At 39.2% G+C, this 15,556-nt stretch carries 14 protein-coding genes; 5 read left to right on the top strand and 9 right to left on the bottom strand.

Features of this window, described 5'->3' with window-relative positions; genetic code table 11:
• Window positions 1-17: 17 nt before the first annotated feature.
• Window positions 18-797 (top strand): DUF5995 family protein, encoded by a 780-nt coding sequence (locus tag NXS00_RS17490; protein ID WP_258100549.1) that lies wholly within the window; start codon window positions 18-20, stop codon window positions 795-797.
• A gap of 1 nt (window position 798) precedes the next feature.
• Here NXS00_RS17490 and NXS00_RS17495 read toward each other — a convergent pair whose 3' ends face one another.
• The 4 genes from NXS00_RS17495 to recQ all read right to left on the bottom strand — a co-directional run bounded on the left by NXS00_RS17495 (window position 799) and on the right by recQ (window position 6,104).
• Window positions 799-1,275, bottom strand: a complete 477-nt coding sequence (locus NXS00_RS17495) for a gliding motility lipoprotein GldH (RefSeq protein ID WP_258100550.1) — start codon at window positions 1,273-1,275, stop codon at window positions 799-801.
• 1 nt (window position 1,276) lies between these two features.
• On the bottom strand, window positions 1,277-2,470 hold the full coding sequence (locus NXS00_RS17500) for a PSP1 domain-containing protein (protein WP_258100551.1): 1,194 nt from the start codon (window positions 2,468-2,470) through the stop codon (window positions 1,277-1,279).
• An 80-nt stretch (window positions 2,471-2,550) separates the two neighbouring features.
• Window positions 2,551-3,831, bottom strand: coding sequence for a phosphoribosylamine--glycine ligase (gene purD / locus NXS00_RS17505; RefSeq protein ID WP_258100552.1), 1,281 nt, complete (start codon window positions 3,829-3,831; stop codon window positions 2,551-2,553).
• Window positions 3,832-3,923: 92 nt separating this feature from the next.
• A complete protein-coding gene (gene recQ / locus NXS00_RS17510) occupies window positions 3,924-6,104 on the bottom strand; it encodes a DNA helicase RecQ (protein WP_258100553.1) in 2,181 nt (726 codons plus the stop codon).
• Between the two features lie 167 nt (window positions 6,105-6,271).
• On the opposite strand from recQ, the gene NXS00_RS17515 reads away from it, so the two are divergent.
• Window positions 6,272-7,342: a mannose-1-phosphate guanylyltransferase gene (locus NXS00_RS17515; RefSeq protein WP_258100554.1), complete on the top strand. Its 1,071-nt coding sequence runs from the start codon at window positions 6,272-6,274 to the stop codon at window positions 7,340-7,342.
• Here NXS00_RS17515 and rlmB read toward each other — a convergent pair.
• Together rlmB and NXS00_RS17525 are read right to left on the bottom strand one after the other, a co-directional pair.
• Entirely contained in the window at window positions 7,335-8,078 is a 744-nt protein-coding gene (rlmB, locus tag NXS00_RS17520; protein WP_258100555.1) for a 23S rRNA (guanosine(2251)-2'-O)-methyltransferase RlmB, read from the bottom strand. The genes NXS00_RS17515 and rlmB overlap by 8 nt on opposite strands.
• Window positions 8,078-9,226, bottom strand: coding sequence for a GWxTD domain-containing protein (locus NXS00_RS17525; RefSeq protein WP_258100556.1), 1,149 nt, complete (start codon window positions 9,224-9,226; stop codon window positions 8,078-8,080). The genes rlmB and NXS00_RS17525 overlap by 1 nt, the downstream gene beginning before the upstream one ends.
• A gap of 51 nt (window positions 9,227-9,277) precedes the next feature.
• Between NXS00_RS17525 and NXS00_RS17530 the strand changes: the two genes are divergently transcribed.
• Both NXS00_RS17530 and NXS00_RS17535 read left to right on the top strand, forming a co-directional pair.
• Window positions 9,278-10,048, top strand: coding sequence for a class I SAM-dependent methyltransferase (locus tag NXS00_RS17530; RefSeq protein WP_258100557.1), 771 nt, complete (start codon window positions 9,278-9,280; stop codon window positions 10,046-10,048).
• A 15-nt stretch (window positions 10,049-10,063) separates the two neighbouring features.
• Window positions 10,064-10,504, top strand: coding sequence for a Dps family protein (locus NXS00_RS17535; RefSeq protein WP_258100558.1), 441 nt, complete (start codon window positions 10,064-10,066; stop codon window positions 10,502-10,504).
• Here the strand turns inward: NXS00_RS17535 and asnB are convergent.
• Window positions 10,496-12,373 (bottom strand): asparagine synthase (glutamine-hydrolyzing), encoded by a 1,878-nt coding sequence (gene asnB / locus NXS00_RS17540; RefSeq protein WP_258100559.1) that lies wholly within the window; start codon window positions 12,371-12,373, stop codon window positions 10,496-10,498. The genes NXS00_RS17535 and asnB overlap by 9 nt on opposite strands.
• Before the next feature lie 119 nt (window positions 12,374-12,492).
• Between asnB and NXS00_RS17545 the strand changes: the two genes are divergently transcribed.
• Complete coding sequence (locus NXS00_RS17545) at window positions 12,493-12,921, top strand: C40 family peptidase (protein ID WP_258100560.1); 429 nt, start codon at window positions 12,493-12,495, stop codon at window positions 12,919-12,921.
• Here NXS00_RS17545 and NXS00_RS17550 read toward each other — a convergent pair.
• Both NXS00_RS17550 and NXS00_RS17555 read right to left on the bottom strand, forming a co-directional pair.
• Window positions 12,918-13,619: a potassium channel family protein gene (locus NXS00_RS17550; RefSeq protein WP_258100561.1), complete on the bottom strand. Its 702-nt coding sequence runs from the start codon at window positions 13,617-13,619 to the stop codon at window positions 12,918-12,920. The genes NXS00_RS17545 and NXS00_RS17550 overlap by 4 nt on opposite strands.
• Before the next feature lie 11 nt (window positions 13,620-13,630).
• The gene (locus NXS00_RS17555) at window positions 13,631-15,400 is read right to left on the bottom strand and encodes a TrkH family potassium uptake protein (RefSeq protein WP_258100562.1); all 1,770 of its coding nucleotides are present in this window, start codon (window positions 15,398-15,400) and stop codon (window positions 13,631-13,633) included.
• Window positions 15,401-15,556 lie beyond the last annotated feature (156 nt).

Consider the following 15,556-nt stretch of genomic DNA (forward strand, 5'->3'; position numbering starts at 1 on the left):
AACATAACTGAACTGTTATGTGTGAGACTATTGATGAAGTACTCAGCAAACTGGATGAAATTATCGCTGAGTCAATTGCCAAACAAAACCCACTTGGATATTTCCCAGCGCTTTACAGGAAAGTCACACAATCTGTAAAAGATCATATTGCAGAAGGGTATTTTGATGACAATGAACGAATGGAACGCCTGGACGTCATTTTTGCCAACAGATATCTGGATGCTTATGAGGAATTCGCTCAACATGGCACTTGTACTCAATCATGGAAACTTGCATTTGAAGGGGGAAAGAATGAAAAACTGATCGTACTTCAGCATCTGTTTCTTGGAATGAATGCACACATCAATCTAGACTTAGGCATTGCAGCAGCAGAAGTCTGTCCTGGAGACAAAATTGAGTCACTAAGAGGTGATTTTTTTAAAATCAATATTGTGTTAGGATCATTGGTCAATCAAGTGCAGGACGAGCTCTCCGAAATATGGCCATTCATGAAAGTCATTGACTGGCTATCCGGAAACCTCGATGAAGCACTTTCGGACTTCTCCATGAACATTGCCCGAGATGGTGCCTGGAAAGTAGCTACAGATTTAGCTCCTTTGAGCGAAATGCAAAGACAATCCTACATTGAACAACTGGACACCAGAGTGGTAGGATTCGGATCTGGCATATCGAACACAGGATTTATTCTAAGCGTCATCGTTATGTTTATCCGCTGGGGTCAGAGCAAAGACATTGCTAAAAACATTGAGATACTAAACCGTAAATCGGAATTAGTCAGACAAGAACTTAAGGAATGACCTAGTCTTCTACCCCTGCAAGTTCTACACGAACTCCTACAGAATAAATTTCCTCTAAAGTATCACGACGCATGTATTGTTGCATTCGAACTTTATAAGTCCCCACATCAGGGAAGTAATAACCTTTAAGAATTGGAATCTGATGATCAAACACATCTCCAAGACCACTTCCGTATGGTTCACCTGTTTTTGGTTCGAACAAGATTAAGTTTTCAAGATTCTTTATCACTTCTCGCCCTGTAGAGTCCACAATAGCATACTGCATGTATAGGTTGTAAAATGGATAACTACTCCCATTCCGCACATTAGCATAAACGTTGAAGGGCATGGAGGCGTCTTCCAATCGCACATCGAATTCCACTACAGAATCCTCCAACCATATGCGCTCAGATAAATCCGTGTTCTTTTCATATACACGATTCACATCACAACTCGAAAGCAAAACGATAAACCCAACCAGGGTCAAAAAAAATCTCATACTAGTTGTTATTCTTTTTATTGTTGGGCCTGTTACCCTTGTTTCGATTATTGTTCTTATTGCTGAAGTTGCGCTTCTTATTGCGCTTATTCTTGTTCTTACTTTTGCTTTTGCCTTTGGAGAACTTCTTATCCATAGCAACCAGGTCACTATTAAGACCTCCATCATCTACTACCTCCTCTACGATATCCTCTGCAAGAGTGACAGGCTTCTTGCCCTTCTTATTCATTTCAAGGATCTCGTTGACACGTTTTACATCCAGAGGATACCAGGTGTTTTCGTTATCATAACCAAACCACATGATCTTTCTGAAAATATCCGTCTTCTGAAGCTTAGCCAGTCCCTTTTGAGTTTCTAAAGGCTTATTCAGTTCAGGAATATCTTTAAGGGCATCCATGTAAGTGTCCAGCTCATAATTGAGGCAGCACTTAAGTCGCCCACACTGGCCTGAAAGTTTACTTGGATTCAAAGAAAGGTTTTGGTAACGAGCGGCCTGAGTACTTACACTCTTGAACTCACCCATCCAGGTAGAGCAACACAATTCACGTCCACATGACCCAATACCGCCAAGTCGACCAGCCTCTTGACGAAGACTAATCTGACGCATTTCTACACGTATCTTGAATTCTGCTGCCAAAAGCTTTATTAACTCTCTAAAATCAACACGATCATCTGCTGAATAATAAAAAGTCGCTTTGGTATTATCTGCCTGATATTCAATATCAGTCAGCTTCATATCTAGTTTTAAATCGTCGATGATTTGACGGGTACGATATAGCGTTGGCATTTCACGTTTCTTCACATCTCTGAACTTATCCAGATCCTTTTGTGAAGCTATTCGATAGATAGCCTTGATTTCATCATCGTCTTTCACAGCCTTTTTCTTCATCTGAAGTCTTACTAACTCCCCCTGCAAAGACACATGACCAACATGATGACCATTTGGCACATCTACAACTACTGCATCACCAGTAGTCAAAGCCAAATCATTACTATTCCTAAAAAACTCCTTTCGGCCGTTTTTAAATCGTATTTCTACTATATCAAAAAGGTATTGACCTGGACCTTCCATATCAGAAAGCCAGTCAAATACGTTCATTTTATTACAACCTCCTGTGCTACAGCCTCCATTATTTTTGCAGCCCAGAACCTGTCCGTCATCTCCAACCGCCGTACTACACGATGCACACCCCATGGATTAAATTGTTTTTATGATAACTTATCAAATATAACGAACAAGTAACACAATCAATTGATCGGTGTTAGGATGATCTTTTATTGACCTAGTTTTTGAAGGTCTTTACCGATATCAGTTCGATAATTCATTCCTTCCCAATTTACCAGATCAACAGCAGCATAGCATCTTGTTAATGCTTCGCCCATATTCTTTCCTAACCCTGTCAAAGCCATTACTCGTCCTCCATTGGTAACTAACTTGCCTTCCTGGATTTTAGTGCCTGCGTGAAATGGAATTACACTCTTAATTTCTTTTTTGAATCGGATTTCTTTACCCTTTTCATAAGATTCGGGATATCCTCCAGAGACAAGAATCACAGTACTCGCAGTGTATGGCTCAATATCTAATTCCTTCCCAGCTAATTCGCCTTCCGCCGCAGCTTCTAGCAATTCAACCAAATCACTTTTGATTCTTGGAATGACAACCTCCGTCTCAGGATCACCCATACGAACATTGTATTCAATCACATATGGCTCTCCACTTTGGTTCATCAAACCAATGAAAATAAAACCACAATAATCCATTCCTTCTTCTTGAATTCCGCGAACCGTCGGCTTCACTACTTGCTCTTCCACTTTTTCCATAAAGCTTTTATCAGCAAACACAACCGGGGATACTGCTCCCATTCCACCTGTATTCAATCCTGTATCTCCATCACCGATTCGCTTATAATCTTTTGCCTCAGGAAGAATAACATAGTCCTTACCATCTGTCAAAACAAAAACTGACAGCTCGATACCTTTTAGGAATTGCTCAATTAAGACTTTTGCACTTGCATCACCAAATTGTTTGTTGATAATTAAGTCGTCTAGATTTTGTTTTGCTTCCGCAAGATCTTCCGTGATTAACACTCCTTTCCCAGCAGCTAAACCATCTGCTTTCAAAACGTAAGGTGGCTCTAATGATTCCAGGAATTTATATCCTTCTTCAATATTGGTTTCATCAAACACTTCAGCTGCTGCGGTAGGAACTCCATATTTCTTCATGAAGTCTTTGGCAACCTGCTTACTCCCTTCTAGGATAGCACCGGTTTTACCAGGGCCAACTACCAACAGACTTTTATGTGCTGCCTTCAAGTCGTCAGCTAATCCATTTACCAATGGGTCTTCAGGACCGATAACCACCAGATCAATCTCATACTGAGTGACAGCATTGATTACCGCTACATGATTTTTAGGATCTAAATCTAGGTTTGTCGCAACATCGCCAGTCCCTCCATTACCTGGAGCAATGTATAATTTATCACATTTTGGACTTTGCGCCATTTTCCATGCCAACGCATGCTCTCTTCCTCCAGAGCCGATCACTAAAATATTCATGATGTAGATTTTTCTATTTCACTGAAAACAAGTTTCAAAAATAGAAACTAATTCTACACCCTGAGTACTTATGTAAGGATTAAAAGTGAATTTTAATGAGCATGCTCGGACATGAACTTAATTCGCATCAATCGAACTTCATCTTCAGAGTAATATTCACCCAATTCTTCCATAGCTGCTTCAATACTGTCACTTTCGGCATTCATGAAATAGTCCGTAATATCATCTTGACGATCATCGTCCAATAATTGATCAATGTAATAGTCCAAATTAAGCTTAGTTCCTCCGTAACAGATGTTTTCAATTTCGGTAATCAGAGCCTCATATTTCAGGTCTTTGGACTCAGCGATTTCTTCCAAATCGATTTGTCTGTCGATCTGCTGAATGATGAAAATTTTATTCTTGGATTTAGCTCCAGAAGATTTCACCAATACATCAGAAGCAGTCATGATGTCATTTTCATCTACGTACTTCTCGATCATCGCCAGGAATGGCTTACCAAATTTGCGAGCTTTACTCTCTCCCACTCCAACAATCTTGATTAGATCATCCATGGTCATTGGATAGAGTGTCGCCATTTCTTCCATAGATGGCTCCTGGAAGATTACGTATGGAGGAAGGTCTTTCTCCTTTGCCACTTTCTTACGAAGTGCCTTTATCATATCATAAAGGTTCTTATCATAAGCTGTGGTATTAATAGTCTCCTTTTCTATTTCTTCTTCTTCACCTTCTGATTCGTATTCATGGTCTTTGACCATCTCTACCTTGAATGGGTCTACTAAGAAGTCCAACCCTTTTTGAGTCAATTGAAATACTCCAGGGTGCTCTATATCTTTTTTGATGAACTCATTAAGAAGAGTCTGGCGAATGATCGATTTCCAGAAACGCTGATCATGATCTTTACCCGCTCCAAAAACACTCAGTTGATCATGGCTGTAACTAAGCACATGCTCAGTTTTCTCACCAACTAATAGGCTTGCTATGTGATTTCTATCAAATCGCTCTTCCGTAAGTCTTACTGCCTCAATCACCAATTTCGCATACTCACCACCTTCAAAATGCTGGCGCTCATGCAAGCAATTGTCACAAGCCTCACAGTTATCAACTTTCCACTCTTCACCGAAATAGTGCAGCAACTGTTTCCTACGACATACTCCAGAGTCAGCATATAAGGCTACTTCATCCAATAGGAATCGTGCATTCTCACGTTCCGTTACGGATTTATCCTTGTTGAATTTCTCTAACTTCAGAATGTCATTGTAGCTGTAGAACATGACTACTTTACTAGTGATGCCATCTCTACCAGCTCTACCAGTTTCCTGATAATACCCTTCTATTGACTTTGGCGCATCATAATGAATAACATAGCGCACATCTGGCTTGTCAATCCCCATTCCGAAAGCAATAGTCGCAACGATTACATCTACATCTTCATTCAAGAAAGCATCCTGATTCTTCATGCGAATATTTGCCTCCATACCTGCATGGTATGGTGCTACATTCACACCATTTACTTTCAGGAATTCTGCAATCTCTTCAACTTTCTTTCTACTCAAGCAGTAAACAATTCCAGATTCGCCTTTGTGTTCTTTTACAAATTTGACCAGTTGCTTTTTAGCCTGCTTTTTAGGCTTTACTTCGTAGATAAGATTTGTTCTGTTAAAAGAGCTCTGAAAAACCTGAGCTTCTTCCATTTCTAGATTCTTAGCAATATCCATTTGCACCTTTGGTGTTGCTGTTGCTGTTAAAGCAACTACTGGGATATCTCCAAAATCTTTGATAATGCTTTTTATCCTTCTATATTCAGGCCTGAAGTCATGTCCCCACTCAGAAATACAGTGCGCTTCATCCACGGCCACAAATGAAATATTGGCCTGCTTAAGGAAATCTATGTTTGCTTCTTTGGTCAGGGATTCAGGGGCTACGTATAGCAGCTTCACCTCTCCTGCCAGAGTTTCTTTCTTTACTTTGGTGATTTCACCTTTACTCAACGTGCTGTTTAAGAACTTCGCGTTGATTCCTACAGCATTCATCTGATCTACTTGATTTTTCATCAAAGCAATCAAAGGTGATATAACAATTGCTGTTCCGTCCTTCACTATCGCAGGCAACTGATAACATAAAGATTTACCAGCTCCTGTTGGCATGATGACAAAAGTATTTTTGCCATCCATTACATTTTGAATGATTTGTTCTTGTGTACCCCTAAAAGTGTCGTAACCGAATACTTTCTTCAAGGTACTTTTGAGGGTGTTGTCTTCGCCTATCTCCATCTCCGCAAAAGTTTCTTTTACCTTCTTATAATTTACATAAAATAAATAATAGACTTAAAGTTCAAGCCGACTATTTTCAATATGACGTTGGCGACTGTGCCAGGTTGATGATTTTGGTATATTTGTCGAAAATAAATCAGAATAAGGATAATTCCTCAAGAAAGATTATGAACAAGAATTTACACGTAGTGATAATGGCTGGAGGGACCGGAACGAGATTTTGGCCTTACAGCAGAAATGCTAAACCCAAGCAATTCATAGATGCCTTAGGCACAGGACGTTCACTACTGCAAATGACCTTTGACAGGTTTTCCAAGAGTGTTCCTACAGAGAACATTTGGGTTGTTTCCAATGAGATTTATGATGACTTATTAGCTGAGCAATTACCAGAGCTAAATAAGGAAAACATCTTATTAGAGCCCACCAAGAGAAACACCGCTCCTTGTATAGCATATGCGGCATATAAGATCCGGAAAAAAGATCCTAATGCAGTAATGGCAATCCTTCCTTCTGACCATGTGATCTTCAAAGAAGAACAGTTTCTGGAAGTAATTAATACGGCTGTAGAAGGTGCTGATGACCAAGAACTAATTACAATTGGAATTCAACCAAACAGACCTGAAACCGGGTATGGCTACATCCAGTTCGAGGAATCTGATTCTCCCTTGCAGAAGGTAAAAACCTTCACTGAGAAGCCTGAATTAGATCTTGCCAAGAAATTCTTAGAAAGTGGAGACTTTGTATGGAATGCTGGAATTTTTGTTTGGAGTATTAAGGCCATTATTTCTGCTTTTGAGAACTACCAACCTGAACTTGCTGAAACGTTCGAAGAAGGAAATGAACTATACTTTACTGACAATGAAAAAGGCTTCATAAAAGACGCCTATGCCGTCAGCAAAAGTGTATCCATTGACTATGCAATCATGGAGAAGTCTGAAAGCGTGAGCATGGTATTGGGCGACTTTGGATGGTCTGACCTGGGATCATGGAATGCACTTCATGAGATTCAAGACAAGGACGAAAACGACAATGTCTTGAAAGGTGATATTATGACTTACAATGCTAAAGACAACTACATCCTTAGCAAATCTAAGCGACTTATCCTTGCAGAAGGTCTGGAAGGCTATTTAGTAGCGGATTTCGAAGACGTACTGTTAATCTGCAAAAAAGAAGATTCTGGAATTTTCAGAGAATTCGTAAGTGACGTAAAAGAGAAAAAAGGAGATAAGCTTATATAAAGCGTTGACGATTCACTTCATACAATGCCATTGCAGTTGCTGCGGCTACGTTGAGTGATTCTATTTCTCCAGTAATTGGGATTTTCACCTGTTTGTTAGCCATTTCAAGGAAGACAGGTGAAATTCCTTCATCTTCAGATCCCATTAAAATGGCTGTTGGTCCCATTAAGTCAATGTCTTGAAAGAACGACTCGGCTTTTTCTGTACTCGCCACTAATTGCAAGCCCGAATCTTTTAAAAACTGCAACGCCTCTTTGAAGTTGGACTCACGACAAACAGGAATAAAGTTCAATGCGCCAGCAGAAGTCTTGATAGCATCGGCATTGATTTGAGCACTGTTCTTAGTAGGGATCAGTATAGCATCTACTCCCATACACTCAGCAGTTCTAGCAATTCCACCAAAATTCCTTACGTCGGTAACCCTATCCAATACAAGAATCAGAGGCACCTTTCTATTCTCAAAAATCTCTGGAAGTACATGCTCGATTTTGTGGTATTGAACTGGAGAAACGAAGGCTACAACTCCTTGATGGTTCTTACGAGTGAAGCGATTGATTTTCTCAACTGGAACTGTAGAAAGAGGTATTTTATTTTGATGCAATAACTGCAGCAATTCTTTCATCAGGTCACCTTTAAGACCTTTCTGAACAAACACTTTCTCAAGATCTTTACCTGAGTGTATTGTCTCAATAACTGCTCTTATTCCATAAATGAGATTCTCAAACTTCTTCTCCATTACATTCCCTTTCTAAGTTCTCCTACTTGATTGTACCAGACCTGCTCATACTCGCGATCTCGCTTCAATGTGTACATTGAGGGTGTAAAGAGAGTTGAAATCCGAATGAATTCAAATTCTTCACCTGTAATATATTGCCAGACCTCTGATCTTTCAGACCTAAAAACCTTGTCTGGCTTACCGAAGATTAAGTAAATAACTCCTCGATCCGTTTTCCAACCTTGTTTATAATCTGTGAACAAACGATTCACTGTTTCTACTCGGTTATAAAAGTTTCTAATGGCAGATTTGGCTCTAAAGCGAGATCCATAGGTATTCACCCAAAAGCTTTCGAAGGCTCCTTTACTCATCTTATTCGTCAATGTATTCAATTCAGACTCTGTGGAAATGTAGGTCAATGGTGGAACTAACTCCTCAATCCTTCGTTGTGCCGGATAATAACCTGGACAACTTAAAAGTGTCAATCCATTCTGTGCGGTACTGTCCTCCTGAATTAAATAAAAATGATAGGTTCCTAATTGAGAAAGCTGTCCATCAAAGAAAAACGAACTATCAATTTCCAAACTAGGTGCAATTGGTCGCATACGCCCCATTGCAGGATCTGCTGGACCAAAATCATCTAAATACGCGTATGAATGATAAGATGTTAAATCACCTTTCAATTTGATCGATCCAGACACGTAATTAGTTAAAATTGGAACTCCTTGTTCATCTACCGGATAAAACGAAGGAAAACCTACCGGAGAATTGACACGAACATCTTCCACCTTGAAAACACCACGATTTATATCAAACCAGGCTATTAACAGCAGCGACTTACTTGTTTTAGACAATGTCAGTTGAAAATACTTTGCTTCTCCTTGATCAAAAAGCGTATCCAATGTGTAAGATCGAAGTGTATCGTGAGCTACCGAGTTATATTCATCTTGAATTAAAAAAGTCTGATCCCAATGATTAATGGTGTCGGTGACTACTTTATATATCACTTTGATTTGACCTCCTTCTTCCACCACTCGGTGCGCAAACTGAATCCCTGATTCCGGGTCATATTGATAAGTCAAATTCACCTTGGACATATCGATCCCAACTGCATATGCAACACATACAATTTGTAAAAGAAAAAACGGAAAAAGTCTGGTTCTTGTCATAGGTGGAAAAAGTTAACTAATAATTTGGTTTCTTTGCCAAAAAAAGAAGGAATGAGTGTTTACACTACGGAAATAGCATCGGATCAGATTCCATCTGACAACCCAATACATCAGCGTTTGTTACAAGCCTATTACGAAGCTGCTCCATTCATTGAAGGTGATTTACTTGAATTAGGCTGTGGTGAAGGACGAGGAGTAGAAATACTAACAGAAAAAGCAAACAGCTATTTAGGATTAGACAAGATTGAAGAAGTAATTGCCAATCTAAAAGCAAAATTCCCAGACCATCAATTTGAGTCCAGTGTATTTCCTCCTTTTAAAATACCTGACAATTCATTTGATACCGTGGTTAGTTTCCAGGTGATTGAGCACATCAAAAAAGATGAATTGTTCCTATCTGAAATTCAAAGAATACTAAAGCCAGGTGGCAAGGCGATCTTATCTACTCCAAATATCAAAATGACTCTGAGTAGAAATCCATGGCACGAAAGAGAATATACAGCTGATGAGTTGGTTGGTTTAGCCGGGAAATATTTCAGTAAAGTGGACATGCGTGGCATAGCGGGGAATGAAAAAGTCCTTGAATACCATGAAAGAAACAGAAAATCTGTACAAAAAATAATGAAGTACGATTTCCTTGATCTACAGTATAAATTACCTGCTTCTTTCCTAAGGTTACCATATGATTTGCTAAATCGAAGAAACCGCAATAAACTTCAAAATGAAGCTGACGAATTAGTACTTTCTATCATACGAGAAGACTACTTTTTAAACGAAAAATCCGAAACAAATCTGGATCTGTTTTGTATACTATATAAGTAACAAAACATTAATAAAATGGCTTCAGATAAATTATTAACAGAATTAAATCAGCTTTTAAGCGACTTACATATCTACTATCAAAACACTCGTGGATTCCACTGGAACATCAAAGGAAAAAGATTCTTTGAGTTGCATGTGAAATTTGAAGAGTTGTATACAGAAGCGCTTGAAAATATCGATGAAATTGCAGAACGAATTTTAACCATAAAAGGTCAACCGCTACATTCTTTTGAGGCTTACCTAGAAACAAGTAACATCAAGCCTGTGACCAATATGTCAAAAGATGAAGACATTGTGGCTTCTCTTCTTGATCAGATTGGATTATTGGTAAAGCAAGAAAATGTAGTGAAGGAATTGGCTGCTTCTGAAGATGATTCAGAAACGGAGGACATGATGATCGCATTGACTAACTCACATGAAAAAACCATGTGGATGTTCAGATCATGGTTAGGCTAAAAATCGCTTATACCATTTATTAAAAACATATAAAGACCATACAAGTATGGCTGAATCGCCCGGATCGAAAGAGTGCAATTGCTTTTTGATTCGGGCGATTTGTTTCCACTCAAATATTCCTTGTGACTCAATCAACTGTTGATTGAAAACAAACTGATCAAGCTCACTACTCAGTTCTTTTCTAAACCAATCCAATAAAGGCACTTCAAAACCGTGCTTTGGTCGGGAATAAAGCTCCTCTGGTAAATAATCTCTGAAAGCTTCTCTTAATACAATCTTTCGTTGATTTCCTTTGATCTTCATGTCCTGATCCATTTGGAATGCCTGGGCCACCACACGATGATCCAAAAACGGCACTCTAACTTCCAAACTATTGGCCATAGACATCAGATCCACTTTCTGAAGCATATCTCCTTGCAACACCATTTGTGCATCTGAGGCTAACACCTCATTGATATGTCCGGAAGAAATCAGTTGAGTAAACTCTTTTTCCAGCTCTTCCGTGTCGGACTGATAATCTGACTTCAGCAGCTGATTTACTGTAGACTTCTGAATGAAACTAGCCAAATACCAATAGCGCTCGGGTAAGGTCAATCCTTGCAACTGCGCAAATCGATCCAGCTGTCGGAAAGTATTGGTGAGTTTATTATTTCTGGAATGAGGCAACGCAGACCATATTGGACCTAATGACTTAATCAATCCATTTCTAGCAGACTGCTGCTGACTCAAAAGCCAGGCACTGTGTTTGTTATATCCAGAAAAGATTTCATCTGCACCATCTCCAGATAAAGCAACGGTCACATGTTTGCGAGTCTGCTGACTCAGGATATACACCGGCAATGCGGATGAATCTGCAAATGGCTCATCGATATACTCAACCACATCACCCACTTGAGACAATAAATCATCATTGCTTAATGAGAAAACCTGATGATCGGTCTTATATTTTTCTGCAACCAGATTGGCATAGTGTGTTTCATCAAAGAACTTATTGTCTTTAAACCCAATACTAAAAGTTTTAAGCTGTTTAACCTGCTCGCTCGCTAATGCTGTGATGATGGAAGAATCTATTCCACCACTGAGAAACGCACCCAAAGGCACATCGGCCACCAATCGATCCTGCACAGAAGAACGCAAAGCATCTATCACTGCCTGCTTGGCATTTGTCAAATCATGAATGGAAGGATTGGTATGATCAGGAAATTGATAGAATTGATGCTTAGAAACTTTTCGATCCTTGATCTCTAAATAGTGACCAGGTTCCAACTTATTAACTCCTTCAAATATTGAATGTGGCGCCGGAATATAGGTCAACTGAAAATACAAGTTCAGCGCGGCTTTGTCAATCTTGCGGTCAATACCATAAGTCATCAAAGACTTCATTTCTGAAGAGAATAGAACTCTATCTTCATTGATGGTATACAGAAGTGGTTTTATACCAAAGCGATCACGAGCAATCAACATGACCTCCTCACTTTTATCATAAATGGCAAAGGCAAAGAATCCATTTAGCATATTGAGCATTTCTGCTCCCCAATGAATGTACGCTTTGAGTAATACTTCAGTATCGCTTTCAGTTAGAAATGAAAATCCCTTCTGGAGTAGTTCCTGACGAATGGACTGGTAATTATAGATTTCCCCATTAAAAACAATCCCATACCGACCAGATTCATCAAACATTGGTTGATTAGCTCCCGTAGAGGTATCTATAATGGAAAGTCTGCGGTGTCCGATCCCCGCAATATCATCAAACCAGGTATTGTGCGCATCTGGTCCACGCTTAGATAGACTTCTTGTAGCAGCCTCTAAGTGAACTAAATTGATCCTTCCAATGGAGTTAAATGCAAAAATCCCTGTAATCCCGCACATATGGCATTAAATTTATGGACTTACATGGAATCCGATAGCCAATTACGAAAAAAGATAGAAAATCAGAAGAGGATATGAATAGTGTTTATGTAAGACTGGTGATTTTTACATTTTTTACAATGAGTTTTCTTGCTCCTACTCTCGCTCAGAGCAAGAAAAAAATGAAGAAAATTGAGAAGGTGATTTCAATGGCTCACACCTATCTAGGAGTTCCTTATAGATATGGTGGAATGGGCAAAAATGGCATTGATTGTTCTGCTTTGATCTACAATTGCTACCGTGTAATCGATGTAGATCTTCCAAGAACTGCTAAAGAACAATCCAAAATAGGTAGCAGCAAAGGCTGGGGCAATTTGCGACCTGGTGATATTGTCTATTTCAAATTCAAAAACAAAGGTGAAAAATGGTACCACAGTGGCATGATCACCTATGTAGGAAAAGACGACATCAAATTCATTCATGCATCTACCAGTAGAGGCGTTACCATGTCCAGCCTGATGTCTGACTACTATAAAAAGAATGTCAAGAAATTCAGAAGAGTGATTTAATTATCCAGATTAAGATCACTCATCATTTTCTTTATGGCTTTCAATGAGCCAAAAAGCACCATTCGATCATTTTCTTTGAAGATAGTACCACCGTGAACAACCCCAGTAACCTGGTGATTGACCACTTCATGACCTAAGATGTTTTTAGAGATCTTTTGACCAAGAACTGTCACTAAAGAAACTTTATAGGTATCAATAATCTTCAATTCATTGATCGATTTACCAATAAATGATTCTGGAACTTCCACTTCAGTGATTTCATAAGTATCATCCAAAGCAAATGATTTTATAGAACCCGACACCATCAATCGATTGGCAAACTGATGTGCAAAATCAGACTCTGGATTAACCACTTCTGTTACTCCCATGGCTTCAAGGATCGTCTGATGCACAGGCGATATCGCACGACCAATGATACGGGTCTTACCACAATGCTTTTTCAAGAGTGCTGTGGTTGTAACTGAAGCTCCTACATCTTCACCTATTCCCACCACTACTACATCAGAATCCGCAAGTGGCAATTCCGTCAACGCAAATTCGTTGGTACTATCCATTACCAACGTATGCGTGAGTTTATCCTGCAAATGATTAACATAGGTTGCATTTGTATCAACACCAATTACTTCATGTCCTTCTTCCATTAAGCGCAGCGATAGCGCAGCACCAAAATTTCCGAGACCTATTACAATGCATTTCATATCAATATTGGTTAGTTGATAAATATCTTTTCTTCTGGGTATTGAATCGGTTTGTACTCATACGTATAGAACTGACGGGCAATTCCTGTTAATAAAGTGAGCAATCCTACACGACCAACAAACATGGTTACAATTATCACTACTTTACTAGGAACACTCAAGTCTCCTGTGATTCCCATACTCAATCCTACAGTACTAAATGCAGAGAAGCATTCAAATGCGATTGGCAAGATTCCCAATTGCTCATCGAATGTGATTAGCAAGAATGTAGACAATCCAATCACAATAAGCGAAAGAGAAATAATAGAGGTAGACCGTTGTAAAGCTCCCTGATCTATTCGCTTCCAGCCCACACGAATACTTTTAAAGCCAAATGCCTGCTGGAAAATATTCAAGGTGGCCACAGCAAATGTGGTTGTTTTAATACCTCCTCCTGTAGATCCTGGCGATGCACCAATCCACATCAACAACATGACTATCATAATACATGAATGAGTCAGTGCTCCAGTATTGACAGTATTAAATCCAGCAGTTCTAGTAGTGATAGAACCAAATAAGGCAGTTACAAATTTACCAAACGCACCATGTTCCTTCAGTGTATTATCGTATTCCAGCACATAAAATAAAATGGCTCCAAATACAATCAGAATCAATGAAGTAACCAGTACAATTTTGGTATTCAAACTTAGCTGTGGGCGTATCTTGTTGTTATTGTTATTTCCAAGAACCAGGTCAAACCATCTGAAGATTCGATAGCTAACACTTCTTTTACTGTACTGATACAGATTAATAATTACTCCATATCCAATACCTCCGAGTACTATCAAGACACAGATCACCAAATGCAGTGAGTAATTGAACCGAAAACTCTCTTCGTACAATGAATTGCTCAAAGTAGAGAATCCTGCATTACAAAAAGCTGAAATGGAATGGAAGAAGGAGAAAAACCATCGATTATCTGAAAATCGAAAATCCTCACCCACTGTATAGTAGATCAAAATGGCTCCCACTACCTCCACAAACACTACGAAAACCAGTATTTGAATTAACGTCTTGAAGGTGTTTCCTAAAGTTTCGGCATTGATAAGGTTCTTTAGGTTAAGTCTATTTTCATAAGAGCCAAATCCTTTGAACAATAAACCAAACATGGAAGTAAAACTCAACATGCCAAGAGCACCACATTGGATCAAAAACAAAATTGCTAATTGACCTACATGGGAAAAATCTTTACTCGTATCCAATACAGCCAATCCAGTCACACAAACGGCACTTGTTGACGTAAACAACGCATCCACAAATGATATCCCATTTGTTGTTGAATTTGGCAACATCAAAATAAGTGTGCCAATGAATATCAGCACCAGGAAACTAATGACGAATACCAATGCTGGATGTAGTGTTTGTCTATCCAATGTTGCTAATCGACTAGATAAGTCAAACATGGCAACAAGGAACACCAACATCGCAGTAACAAAATTGAGATCCTTGTTCTGAAACAGCACAAATAGCAGTGTATTCACGATAGAAATTATCGCGAGAATCAGTACAATCCCAAAAACTACGTAGGTTCCTCTTCTCTTAACAGGCTTGTGATATCCTGGAGGTCGCAACGTGTTTTTCATAAACACCAGCACTGCCCAACCAAGTATCATATAATAGATATCGGTCACCAGGTGATGCCAATAATTCTCAGGATATCCATAATCAAGAATTAAAGCAACCAGTGCGAGAACACTGAGAATAAAAATATGCCAGTCCGGTGTTTTGGTCGATCGATTCATTGAGCAATCAATGTAAGCAGCTCAAAGATAACTGATCAATCGAGGGATAGTTCATGACGACACCACAAATAAAAAAACCACTCAGATTTCTCGAAGTGGTTTCTGTGGAGCATATCGGGTGATGACGAGCCGAAGGCTATCATCATAGTGACAAGC

This window comes from Marinoscillum pacificum, from assembly GCF_024714495.1.
In the GTDB taxonomy this organism is placed as follows: domain Bacteria; phylum Bacteroidota; class Bacteroidia; order Cytophagales; family Cyclobacteriaceae; genus Marinoscillum; species Marinoscillum pacificum.